This window comes from Lentzea sp. NPDC051838 (assembly GCF_040681245.1).
GTDB lineage: Bacteria > Actinomycetota > Actinomycetes > Mycobacteriales > Pseudonocardiaceae > Lentzea.
Genome location: NZ_JBFAYI010000020.1, coordinates 1 through 10,743, shown reverse-complemented (window position 1 = coordinate 10,743; position 10,743 = coordinate 1). Strand labels below are relative to the sequence as shown.

Here is a 10,743-nt window from a genome sequence, read left to right as displayed (position 1 = left end):
TGGGGTAGCCCAGAAAAGGATTCCCCACCTGGAGGTGTCATGATCGTTCTCGGTCTGATCCTGCTCGTCGTCGGATGGCTGGCCGGTATCAGCATTCTGACGACTCTCGGCGTCGTGCTTCTCGTGATCGGCGCGATCCTCGCCGTCCTCGGCGCAGTCGGAAAGCCGGTCGGCGGTCGTGCGCACTACTTCTGAGTCATGATGCGAAGAAGGGGAGCCTCCACTGTGGAGGCTCCCCCCTTTGTGTTGGCGGGCAGTGGTTTTACACGTTGCCCTTGGTACGGGCGGCTACGGCGAACACTCCGAACGCGACCCCCAGCATGGCCAGAGCGGCGACGGCGGCAACAACAAGATCAACTGACATGACTGGTGAAACTCCCTCTTGCGATCTCTCCCGTCCTAGTGACGCCGGGGTACCCCCGAAAGTTGCCTCAGGTAACGTTTTCGGGGTGAAACTCCGTGCTGTGGAAGCGCGTGTGCTCTCCGTAGCACCGTGGTTGCTCGCGTTGTCGGTGGTCGGGCACCTGATGCTGGTCAAGTTCCAGGTCAAGATGACCATGGTCGACCTGGCGGTGTACCGCGAGGGATCGCCGCATTTGTGGACCGGCGATCTTTACGAATACCGGTTCGGGGCGGCGACGGACATCTTCCCGCTGCCGTTCACGTACCCGCCGTTCGCAGCCGCGATCTTCACGCCGATGAGCTGGATCCCGTGGGAGGCGGCACGCTGGGTGTGGCAGCTCGCGTGCCTGGCCTGCCTCTACTACATCGTGCGCACGTCGCTGAAGCTCCTCAGGCTCGAGGACCCGCGGCGCGTGATGTTCTGGACCGCGCTGATGCTGTGGATCGAGCCGGTGCGCACCACGCTCAACTACGGCCAGATCAACCTGGTGCTCTGCGCGATCCTGATCGGCACGCTCGCGAGCGCGCGCAACTGGGTCAGCGGCGCCGGTGTGGGTTTCACGGCGGGCATCAAGCTGACGCCCGCTATCTCCGGGCTGTACTTCCTGATCCAACGTCGCTGGATGGCCGCTGTCTGGTCGTTCGTCGCGTTCGTGGCCGTGTACGGGGTCGGCTGGGCGCTCTCGCCGTCCCAGTCGAACAAGTTCTGGTTCGAGCTGCTCGGCGACGCGAGCCGGGTCGGGCCGGTCGGCAGCGCGATCAACCAGTCGATGCGCGGCGCTCTGAGCCGCACGGTCGGTTACGACGTCAAGACCGGGCCGCTGTACCTCATCGGCGTGCTCGTGGCGGCCGCGCTGACGTGGTACGCCGTGAGCAAGACCAAGGACGTGCTGGCGTTGATCGTCAGCGTCCAGATGCTCGGTCTGCTGGTCTCGCCGATCTCGTGGAGCCACCACTGGGTGTGGATGGTGCCCGCCCTCCTGTGGCTGACCTACGAGGGCGGACACCTCCTGTGCAAGATCACCGCCGGCCTCTGGGTGCTGCTGACCGGCGGTTATCTCGTCTCGTTCCTGCTCAACGCCCAGCCGAACATCTGGGACTTCCCGCGTCCCTGGTACTACGCGGCGCTCGGCTGGGGCTACCCGGCGGCCGGGATGCTCACGCTGGTCGCCATCGGCCTAGCAGCCCGGCGTAAGAGGGACGAGCTGCTGCCCCGCGACGAGGAAGCTGCCGACAGCGAACCCAGCCCTGTCGCCGGCTGAGGCCTGCTTCCAGGAGTTGCGGGCCGCGACCCAGCCGAGGTTGCCGTCGGTGTCCAGCGCGGTCTGCAGCGCCTGCCAGCCCTTCTGCACGTACGGCAGGTAGGTGTCCTTGTCGAGCACGCCCGCGTTGATGCCCGCCGCGAACGCGTAAGTGATCATCGAGGTGGCCGCCGAGTCCTTGCCGGTGGCGCCCCAGAAGCCGTCGTGGCGCTGCAGGTACCGCAGCGTCTGGGCGGACTTGCGCAGCGTCCTGGCGTAGTCGGCGCGGTACGGGTTGTCCTTCGGCAGCATCAGGATCGCTTTGGCGAGACCCTGCACGGCCCAGCCGTTGGTCTGCACGTTCAGGCCCCACAGGCCCGTGGCCTCGTTGAACGTGCGGTGCTTCAACGAGCGGTACGACTTGTACGAGTAGTCGAGCAGGTCCTGGTCGAGGTCGCGCACGGCGACCTCGGTGAAGGACGGCAGCGACATCGTCAGCGCGTCCGGGGACTTCCAGTAGTCGTAGCGCCCGGTCTTCGCCTGGGCCCGCAGGTTGTCCCGCAGCGGCTGGAGCACCTCCGGCTCCGGGTGGAAGAACGAGACCGCCAGGTAGGCCTCACCGCTCGCCTGCGCGTCCGGGGCGTAGGGGTTCGCCGGGTCGACCGGCAGCAGGTACTTGTTCGCCTGCACCCAAGGCCACGTCTTGTGGTTGCTGATCCCGGTCGTCCGGACCTGCGCGATGTTCCCGGTGTGGAAGTTCGCGTTGGACCAGTTGTTCGCCTTGAGGTCGGCGCCGTTGGTGACCCACGCCGCACTGGCCTTGATCATCACGTCCGTCACGGCGCAGGGCACGGCTTGTGCAGCCGCGGGCGCGATCAAAAGGCTGCCAGCCAGCGCTACAACGAACAAAGATGTGCGCAACCGCATGAGGGTGTTCCCTCTCATATCCGCTGGCGGCGGCAGCGCACATCTTGACCGAATCAGGCCAGCGCGTCCAGGACTCCGTCGATTTCCTCGGCGAGAGATACGTCCAGCGCGGTGATTCCTCCCTTGACGTGGGTCCACAGGCGAAATGTCAGGGTCTTGTAGCGGATGTCGATGTCCGGGTGGTGGTTGTCGTTCTCCGCGATCTCCGCGACCCGGTTCACGACCATGATCGCCTGCGGGAAGCTCGCCAGCTCCACGGTCCTGACCAGCGCCGCGTCCTGCGCGGTCCAGTCGGGCAGCTTGGGCAGCACGTCGTTCAACTGATCGTCGCTCAACAGCTCGGCCATGTCCTGATCGTCCCACCACGTCACGTAAGCTGCGCGTTTGCCACGGGAGTCCGGTGAAGCGCCGGGCTGAGAGGAGGGCTCGCAAGCCCTCGACCGTCCACCTGATCCGGGTCATACCGGCGTAGGGAGATGTGATGAGAAGGATTTGGGCTGTTCTCGCTGCTTTCGCGTTGACCGGTTGTTCCGCCGGTACTTCGACCGGGCCTCAGACGCACGAGGTCACATTGGTGACGCACGACTCGTTCGTGGTGAAGGAAGGCCTGCTGGACGAGTTCCAGAAGGCCACCGGGATCACCGTGAAGCAGATCGCGTCGGGCGATGCCGGTGAGCTCACGAACAAGCTCGTGCTCACCAAGGCGAACCCGATCGGCGACATCGCGTACGGCGTCGACTCGACGTTCGCCTCGCGGGCGCTGTCCGAGGGCGTGTTCGCGGAGTACGCGTCGCCGGAGGCCTCGAAGGGTGCTCAGCGCTACCAGGTCGACTCGACCGGGCGCCTGCACGCGGTGGACGTCGGCGACGTGTGCCTGAACATCGACCCGGCCAAGCTCGGCGGCGTCGAGCCCACCTCGTACGAGGACCTGACCGACCCGAAGTTCAAGGACATGCTGGTCGTCGAGAACCCGGCCACGTCGTCGCCCGGTCTCGCGTTCCTGCTGGGCACGGTCGCGAAGTTCGGCGAGAACGGCTGGCAGGAGTACTGGAGCAAGCTCAAGGCCAACGGCGTCAAGGTCGTGAGCGGCTGGGAAGAGGCTTACAACCAGGAGTTCTCGGCCACGAAGGGCACGCGCCCGATCGTCGTGTCGTACGCGTCGTCGCCGTCCGCGGAGGGCGGGAAGACCAAGGCCGTGCTCGGGACCTGCTACCGGCAGGTCGAGTACGCGGGTGTGCTCGCCGGCGCGAAGAACGCCCCGGACGCGCAGAAGGTGCTCGACTTCCTGCTGGGCGAGAAGTTCCAGGCACAGGTGGCCGAGCAGATGTACGTCTACCCGTCGCGTGAGGGTGTCGCGCTGCCCGAGTCGTGGGCGAAGGACGCGCCGCTGCCGTCCTCGCCGCAGTCGCTGCCCGCGGACAAGGTGAAGGACAACCGCGAAGCGTGGGTCGAGCAGTGGCGCAAGCTCGTGCAGGGCTGAGCCGTCTCGATCACGGGCCGGGGTCGGCTTCGGCGAGGGCTCGGGCCGGCCTGACCTCGGCTCGTTTCGGCTGGTCGGCGGCGGCTTTGTTGCCGCTGGCCTTCCTGGCGCTCTTCTTCGCGTGGCCTGTCCTCGCGATCATCACCCTCGGCCTGCGCGAGGGCGGTGTCGTCTCGGCGCTCGTCGACGGTGAGACGTGGGAGCTCGTCGGGTTCACCCTCGGCCAGGCCGCCGCGTCGACCCTGTTCGCGGTGCTCGCCGGGATGCCGCTGGCGTTCGTGCTGGCCCGGTGCCGTCTTCGCGGGCTCGGGGTGATCCGCGCCGCGGTGATGGTGCCGTTCGTGCTGCCGACCGTCGTGGTGGGCCTGGCGTTCCGGACGTTCTGGCCGGACGGCGGAGTGCTCCCGATCGTGCTGGCGAACGCGTTCTTCAACGTTGCCGTGGTCGCGCGGACCGTAGGCGGGCTGTGGGCGCACACGGATCGCCGAGCGGAGGACGCGGCCCGCGCTTTGGGTGCGTCTCGTCCGCGGGCGTTCCTGTCCGTGGTGCTACCGGCGTTGGCGCCTGCGATCGGGTCGGCGGCTGCGGTCGTGTTTCTCTTTTGTGCCACGAGCTTTGGCGTCGTGCTGGTGCTCGGCGGGTCGCGGTACCGGACGCTGGAGACCGAGATCTACCTGCGGACCGTCGAGCTGTTCGACCTGTCCGGGGCGGCGGCGTTGTCGTTGCTGCAGTTCGCCGCCGTGCTGGCGGTGTTGGTCCTGGGAGCGCTGGCCCGGCGGCGGCGCGAGACGGCGTTGTCGTTGCGCGGCAGGGAAGAGCTGGCGCGACGGCCGTCCGGTGGCGAGTGGTACGTCGTCGGAGTCGCTTTCGCTGTTGTGGCGTTGTTGTTGACCCCGGTGGTCGGGCTGGTTGTTCGCTCACTGTCCACTCGGGACGGTTGGAGCTTCGCCGGGTACGCCGCGCTGGCCACGCGCGGCGATCGTGGCACGTTGGCGGTGACGGGGTTCGACGCGGCGTTGAACTCGGTGCGCACGGCGTTCGACGCGACGCTCGTGGCACTGGTGGTCGGGGTGTTCTCGGCTGTGGTGCTGGTCGGGTTGCGGAGGTCCGGAGGGCGGATCGCCGAGGTGCTCGACACCGCGTTGATGTTGCCGCTCGGGGTGTCCGCGGTGACCGTCGGCTTCGGGTACCTGGTGACGATGGACGCGCTGCCGGGGGACTTCCGGACTTCGCCGTTGCTCGTTCCGCTGGCGCAGGCGCTCGTGGTGACGCCGTTGATCGTGCGGATGGTGCTGCCGGTGCTGCGGGCTGTGGACGAACGGCTGCGGCAGGCGGCGGCGACGTTGGGCGCCTCGCCTTTCCGGGTGTGGCGCGAGGTGGACCTGCCGCTGGTCGGGCGGTCGCTGGTGGCCGCCGCCGGGTTCGGGTACGTGGTGGCGCTGGGGGAGTTCGGGGCGACGAGCTTTCTCGCGCGGCCGGACGCGCCGACGTTGCCGGTGGTGATCGCGCGGCTGATGTCGCGGCCGGGGGAGTTGAACAGCCAGATGGCCTACGCGTCGTGCGCGTTGCTGATGGTCGTCACGGTCGGGTGCGTGCTGCTGATCGAGCGGTTGCGCGTGCCGAGCAGCGGGGAGTTCTGATGGCGCTGGAACTTGACTCTGTGAGCGTCCGTTATGGACAGACGATTGCGGTGTCGGACGTGTCGTTGTCCGTTGGTGACGGCGAAGTCGTGGCGTTGCTCGGGCCTTCCGGGTGCGGGAAGTCGACGCTGCTGCGCACGGTCGCCGGGCTGGAGAAGCCTTCTTCCGGCTCTGTGCGGTGGGATTCCGCGGATCTGGCCGGGGTACCAGTGCACCGGCGGGAGTTCGGGCTGGTCTTCCAGGACGGGCAGCTGTTCCCGCACCGGTCGGTGGCGGGCAACGTGGCTTTCGGGCTGCGGATGCATCGCGTGGATCGGGACGAGCGCGACAAGCGGGTGCGCGAACTGCTGGAGCTCGTCGGCCTCGAGGGGTATGCGGATCGGCGCGTGACGCAGCTGTCCGGCGGTGAGCAGCAACGGGTGGCGCTGGCGCGTGCGTTGGCCCCGTCGCCGCGGTTGTTGCTGCTGGACGAGCCGTTGTCGGCGCTGGACCGGGCGTTGCGCGAACAGCTCGCGGTCGACCTGGCCCGGCTGCTGCGGGAGGCTGCCACCACGGCCTTGGTCGTCACGCACGACCACGACGAGGCGTTCACGCTGGCCGACCGGGTGGCGATCATGTCGCACGGCTCTGTGCGCCAGGTGGGGCCGCCTGCCGAGGTGTGGTCGTCGCCGGTCGACGTCGAGACCGCGAAGTTCCTGGGCTGCAACAAGTTCGTGCCGGGCTCGTTCGTGGGGCTGTCGGCTGGACGGGTCGGGCTGCGCGCCACGGCGTTGCGGGTGGACCCGTCCGGTGCGCTGGAGGGCACGGTGCTGGAGCGCGTGCACCGGCGTGACCACGTGCGGTTGCTGGTGGAGATCGACGGCGAGGAGTACGAGGCCGTGGGACCGGTGTCCGTGGGTGACCGCGTGCGGCTCGCAATTGATCTCGACGGGGTCGCCAGGATCGGCTAGGAATGGTCCTCATGGGACCTCTGGGGGGACGAGTCGCGCTGGTCACGGGCGTGAGCAGGCGGCAGGGCATCGGGTACGCGATCGCCTCTCGGTTGGCCGGCCTGGGCGCGGATCTGTTCGTGCAGCACCACGTGCCGCACGACGCGGCGCAGGAGTGGGGCGCCGACTCGATCGACGAGGTGATCGCGGGTCTGGGTGGCCGGGTCGAGCACGCGGGCGTCGACCTCGCCGATCCGGACGCACCGGAACCGCTGGTCGACGCGGTGTTCGAGGCGTACCGGCGGGTCGACATCCTGGTCTGCAACCACGCCCGCAGCGGCTTCGACGGCGCTTTGGGCTCGTTGGACGCGGCGATGCTCGACGCGCACTACGCCGTGAACACACGGTCGTCCATCCTGCTCGCGCAAGCGTTTGCTCGACACTGGAAGGGTTCGAGCGGTGGGCGGATCGTGTTCATGACGTCCGGCCAGGACCTCGGCCCGATGCCTGGTGAGATCGCCTACGCGGCGTCGAAGGGCGCGCTGTCGTCGATCGTGGCCACGCTGTCGCACCAACTCGCGGACCAGGGCATCACCGTGAACGCGGTGAACCCCGGCCCCACCGACACGGGGTGGGCGGGGCCGGAGCTCACCGAGTTCGTGAACGAGCGGATGCCGTTGAAGCGCTGGGGTCAGCCGGACGACGCGGCCCGGCTGATCTCCTGGCTCTGCACCGACGACGCGGAGTGGATCACCGGTCAGGTGATCAACAGCGAAGGCGGCTTCCGGCGTTAGCTGTCCTTCGTGATCAGGCGGATGGCCGCGAGGCCCGTGCCGATCAGCAGGTAGCAGCCCGCCAGCAGCGTGCTGTCCCAGATCTGACCGGTCGGAATCGGGTCTCGCATCACGTCGACCAGCCCCGGGAAGCCCGTCGTGATCAGGAACGGGTGCAGCCAGTCCAGCGACGAGAACTGCCCCAGCACCTGGAACACGATGATCGTCGTCATCGTCGCCGCCTGCACCACCAGCGGGTGCTCGGTGGTCGACGAGACGGCGAGGGCGACCGCGCCGATCGACACCATCTGGAACGTGATCAGCACGATGAACAACGCGATGCGCAGCAGGCCTTCGCCCGTGCTCAACGTCGTGCCCGAGAGCGTCGCCATGCCGTCGGTGCCCAGGAACGCGGTGCCGGCGACGATGCCCACGACCGCCATCAGCGTGACGGCGAACAGCGACATCGCGGCGAGGCCGAACAGCTTCACGAACAGCAGGCGCACGCGGGACACCGGTGCGACCAGCAGGCCGCGCAACGTCCCGTGCTGCGCCTCGCCCGCGAGCCCGTCCGCCGCCCAGATCGACGCCACCAGCGGCAGCAGCAGGTTGATCGACAGGAACAACGTGAAGATCGGTACGACCAGGCCGTTGCCCTTGAGGATCGCGGCGAGGCCGGGGCCGCCGCCGCCGTCGTCGCCGGCGGTCCAGATGCCGAAGCTGATGATGATCGGAACGAGGATCAGGCCGAACAGTCCGATCAGGGTCCGCGGCCGGCGCAGCATCCACCGCACCTCGGAACCCAGCTGACGCGTGATCATCGCGGTCCCCCGTCCAGCGTGTCCACGGCGGACATCCCGCGCTCGGCTTCCTCGGCCTCGGTGAGCCGTGCGAACAGCTCCTCCAGTCCGGTCTTCCAGCGCGTCGCCTCGTAGACCCCGACGCCGGCCTTCACCAGCGTCTCGATCACGGCAGGCGCGGACGTCCCGGCGAGCTCGACCCGCAGGCCCTCGCCGAGCGGCCGTGCGGAGATCTTGGCGCTGCGCAACGCACTCAGAGCCGTCTCGACGTCCGGCGTGATGACCTGGAGCGCCGAACCGCCCGCCTGCAGCAGTTCGGTGAGTTCGCCTTGTGCCACAACGGTTCCGCGGTGCAGCACGGCGACGTGCGTGCAGGTCGCCTCGACCTCGCTCAGCAGGTGGCTGGAGACCAGCACCGTGCTGCCCGCCGCGTGCAGCTCCGCGATGATCTTGCGGATTTCTCGCGTCCCCGCGGGGTCGAGGCCGTTGGTCGGCTCGTCCAGCACGACCAGCTTGCGCGGCACGAGCAACGCCGCGGCCAGGCCGAGACGTTGCTTCATGCCGAGCGAGTACCCCCGGTACCTGCGGTGGGCCGCCTGGGCGAGCCCGACGCGTTCGAGCGCGTCCTCGACGGACTGCTTGATGTCGCGCTTGTCGAGGAGCGGCTCGAACGCGGCACAGCGGATGAGGTTCTCCCGGCCGCTCAGGAACGGGTGGAACCCCGGGCCCTCGACCAGCGCGCCCACGTGCGGCAGCGTCTGCTCGGCCCCGTCCGGCAGGGGTTTCCCGAGCAGCTCGATCTCCCCCTGCGTGGGCCGCACCAACCCGAGCAGCATGCGGATGGTCGTGGTCTTGCCCGACCCGTTGGGGCCGAGCATGCCGAGCACGGCCCCCTCCGGCAGCTCCAGGTCGACGCGGTCGACAGCGACCGTGCTCCCGTACTCCTTGCGCAGGTTTTTCGTTCGCGCGGCGACAGCGGTGTGCGTGGGTGCTGTCACCGGCGCGCTGGTCGAGGTGGTCACTTCACCTGTCCGATCGTGTCGAACAGCACCTGCTCGGGAACGGCACCCGCGACCACGCGGCCGTCGTCCGTGATCAGGATCGTCGCGACCTTCGTGTTGAACAGCTGGCCGCTGCCCCACGAGCCGCTGACCTTCTTCGTGAACCTGTCGACCAGACCCTGCGCCTCGGCCGGAACCTGCGTCATGGCGTCAGCCGGGATCCTGGCACCGATCACGGTGTCCCAGCCCGTGCCGAAGACCTGCGGGTCCTCACCCTGCAGCGCCTGCTCGATGCCGCGCTCCGGGTGTTGCTGCTGCTCGGCTTCCTTCGCTTCCGGCGTGGTGACCTTGGCGTTGGACGGCGGCGTGAACTCGAAGAGCTTCGCGTCCTGCGGGCCGACGTTGATCTCCGAGAAGCCGACGGTGCCGGCCGGTTCGGAGGCGCCGTTGGTCAGGACCGCCACCCGCAGCGGCATCTTCAGCTCCGAGTCGACGGCGATCCGCACCTCGCGGATCAGCGTCTTCTCACTGGGCTTCGGGCTCAGGACCAGCTCGTAGGCGGCGCGGTTGGCGACTCGCGCGGTGCCGTCGACGCTGATGTCGCTGAACTCCTTGGTCAGCGCGACGATCTCCTTGGCCGCGGTGGCCGGGTCGATCGCCTTCTGCTCCTTCGTGTCCTCCGGCTTGGCCTCGTCCGCCTTGTGCTCGGACTTGGTGACCTCGTTGTCCTTCGAGTTCCAGGACCACGTGGTCTTGCCGTCGTCGACGATGGTCTGCTCGGACTGGCCGTTGGGCAGGGCGAGCCGCAGCTTGCCGTTGCCGTCCGTCCAGATCCGGGCGCTGTGCTTGCCGTCGGCCAGCTGCGGGATCTCGGCGATCTGCGGGAGCCCGAGCTTGTTGTCGACCTCCACGGTGCCGCCGAACGCGCCGGGCTTGGCGGTCAGGACCTGCTCCACCAGGGTCTCCGCGGAGACCGTCGGCAGAGACGGTGGCTGGCCTGCTCCTGCTGGCATCGCGAGCAGGCTGAGGCCTGCCGCTCCGGTGACCACGGTGGCCGCTGCCGCGGTCAGGGTCACCTTTCGGTTGATCATCTTGTCCCCTCCTCCAAGGGCTTGTGACTACAGCTTGGATCGGGGTTGCTGAGATGGTGCTGAGACTACTTCTAGCTGGGGTTTTGTGCTTGGGGTGGACTGGTTTGGGGCTGCGGGTCGCGGCTTTGTGGGTGGTCGGCTTGCGTTGGGCGTGTTCCTGTTCCGGGCGCGTTCCGGGTGGGTGGTCGGCTTGCGTAGGGCGTGTTCCTGTTCCGTACGCGTTCCGGGTGGGTGGTCACCTTGCGGGCGGCGCGTTCCTGTTGCGTGCTTCCCCTTGGGAGCTCTGCCCCAAACCCCGCCAATCTGATCAGGGGGCCAGCGCTGTGGGTGGGTTGATGGCACGCCTGTTGCTTACAGCGGCTGCCTGTTGCGTAGGTGGTGCGGTCCGGCGGGCCCCGTCACGAGCCGCGCATGAGCGAGCCACACCAGAGGGGTTGGGTCAAGTCGACGAAAAGCGTG

General features: G+C 68.2%; 11 protein-coding genes and 1 riboswitch. Of the genes, 6 read left to right on the top strand and 5 right to left on the bottom strand.

The features are described from left to right. The first annotated feature begins 39 nt into the window (after positions 1 to 39). Both AB0M24_RS32340 and AB0M24_RS32335 read left to right on the top strand, forming a co-directional pair. Positions 40 to 195 (top strand): DUF6131 family protein, encoded by a 156-nt coding sequence (locus tag AB0M24_RS32340; protein ID WP_089949693.1) that lies wholly within the window; start codon positions 40 to 42, stop codon positions 193 to 195. Positions 196 to 449: 254 nt separating this feature from the next. Then, the gene (locus AB0M24_RS32335) at positions 450 to 1,664 is read left to right on the top strand and encodes a mannosyltransferase (RefSeq protein WP_363776546.1); all 1,215 of its coding nucleotides are present in this window, start codon (positions 450 to 452) and stop codon (positions 1,662 to 1,664) included. On the opposite strand, the gene AB0M24_RS32330 is transcribed toward AB0M24_RS32335, so the two are convergent. Both AB0M24_RS32330 and AB0M24_RS32325 read right to left on the bottom strand, forming a co-directional pair. After that, positions 1,581 to 2,570 carry a glycoside hydrolase family 88 protein gene (locus AB0M24_RS32330; protein ID WP_363776543.1) on the bottom strand — a complete coding sequence of 330 codons (990 nt, stop codon included), beginning with the start codon at positions 2,568 to 2,570 and terminating at the stop codon, positions 1,581 to 1,583. The genes AB0M24_RS32335 and AB0M24_RS32330 overlap by 84 nt on opposite strands. Positions 2,571 to 2,623: 53 nt before the next feature. Then, positions 2,624 to 2,917: a 4a-hydroxytetrahydrobiopterin dehydratase gene (locus tag AB0M24_RS32325; protein WP_363776540.1), complete on the bottom strand. Its 294-nt coding sequence runs from the start codon at positions 2,915 to 2,917 to the stop codon at positions 2,624 to 2,626. 32 nt (positions 2,918 to 2,949) lie between these two features. After that, a riboswitch (TPP riboswitch) is annotated at positions 2,950 to 3,064 on the top strand. On the opposite strand from AB0M24_RS32325, the gene AB0M24_RS32320 reads away from it, so the two are divergent. The 4 genes from AB0M24_RS32320 to AB0M24_RS32305 all read left to right on the top strand — a co-directional run bounded on the left by AB0M24_RS32320 (position 3,052) and on the right by AB0M24_RS32305 (position 7,413). Continuing rightward, positions 3,052 to 4,050, top strand: coding sequence for a thiamine ABC transporter substrate-binding protein (locus AB0M24_RS32320; protein ID WP_363776537.1), 999 nt, complete (start codon positions 3,052 to 3,054; stop codon positions 4,048 to 4,050). Its footprint overlaps the riboswitch before it by 13 nt. Positions 4,051 to 4,136: 86 nt before the next feature. After that, positions 4,137 to 5,690 (top strand): iron ABC transporter permease, encoded by a 1,554-nt coding sequence (locus tag AB0M24_RS32315; protein ID WP_363776977.1) that lies wholly within the window; start codon positions 4,137 to 4,139, stop codon positions 5,688 to 5,690. Continuing rightward, entirely contained in the window at positions 5,690 to 6,640 is a 951-nt protein-coding gene (locus AB0M24_RS32310) for an ABC transporter ATP-binding protein (protein ID WP_363776534.1), read from the top strand. Before AB0M24_RS32315 ends, AB0M24_RS32310 begins: the two co-directional genes overlap by 1 nt. Before the next feature lie 11 nt (positions 6,641 to 6,651). Next, the gene (locus tag AB0M24_RS32305) at positions 6,652 to 7,413 is read left to right on the top strand and encodes an SDR family oxidoreductase (protein WP_363776531.1); all 762 of its coding nucleotides are present in this window, start codon (positions 6,652 to 6,654) and stop codon (positions 7,411 to 7,413) included. On the opposite strand, the gene AB0M24_RS32300 is transcribed toward AB0M24_RS32305, so the two are convergent. Genes AB0M24_RS32300 through AB0M24_RS32290 form a run of 3 tightly spaced genes read right to left on the bottom strand, consistent with a single transcriptional unit; the run spans position 7,410 to position 10,284 of the window. After that, entirely contained in the window at positions 7,410 to 8,213 is an 804-nt protein-coding gene (locus AB0M24_RS32300; RefSeq protein WP_363776528.1) for an ABC transporter permease subunit, read from the bottom strand. The genes AB0M24_RS32305 and AB0M24_RS32300 overlap by 4 nt on opposite strands. Continuing rightward, entirely contained in the window at positions 8,210 to 9,214 is a 1,005-nt protein-coding gene (locus AB0M24_RS32295) for an ABC transporter ATP-binding protein (protein WP_363776525.1), read from the bottom strand. The genes AB0M24_RS32300 and AB0M24_RS32295 overlap by 4 nt, the downstream gene beginning before the upstream one ends. After that, positions 9,211 to 10,284, bottom strand: a complete 1,074-nt coding sequence (locus AB0M24_RS32290) for a hypothetical protein (RefSeq protein ID WP_363776522.1) — start codon at positions 10,282 to 10,284, stop codon at positions 9,211 to 9,213. The genes AB0M24_RS32295 and AB0M24_RS32290 overlap by 4 nt, the downstream gene beginning before the upstream one ends. Between the last annotated feature and the right edge of the window lie 459 nt (positions 10,285 to 10,743).

Excerpts from the sequence above, each read along its gene's own strand:
- AB0M24_RS32340 (WP_089949693.1), top strand. The coding sequence starts at position 40 with ATGATCGTTCTCGGTCTGATCCTGCTCGTCGTCGGATGGCTGGCCGGT.
- AB0M24_RS32330 (WP_363776543.1), bottom strand. The coding sequence starts at position 2,570 with ATGCGGTTGCGCACATCTTTGTTCGTTGTAGCGCTGGCTGGCAGCCTT.
- AB0M24_RS32325 (WP_363776540.1), bottom strand. The coding sequence starts at position 2,917 with ATGGCCGAGCTGTTGAGCGACGATCAGTTGAACGACGTGCTGCCCAAG.
- AB0M24_RS32320 (WP_363776537.1), top strand. The coding sequence starts at position 3,052 with ATGAGAAGGATTTGGGCTGTTCTCGCTGCTTTCGCGTTGACCGGTTGT.
- AB0M24_RS32310 (WP_363776534.1), top strand. The coding sequence starts at position 5,690 with ATGGCGCTGGAACTTGACTCTGTGAGCGTCCGTTATGGACAGACGATT.
- AB0M24_RS32305 (WP_363776531.1), top strand. The coding sequence starts at position 6,652 with ATGGGACCTCTGGGGGGACGAGTCGCGCTGGTCACGGGCGTGAGCAGG.
- AB0M24_RS32300 (WP_363776528.1), bottom strand. The coding sequence starts at position 8,213 with ATGATCACGCGTCAGCTGGGTTCCGAGGTGCGGTGGATGCTGCGCCGG.
- AB0M24_RS32290 (WP_363776522.1), bottom strand. The coding sequence starts at position 10,284 with ATGATCAACCGAAAGGTGACCCTGACCGCGGCAGCGGCCACCGTGGTC.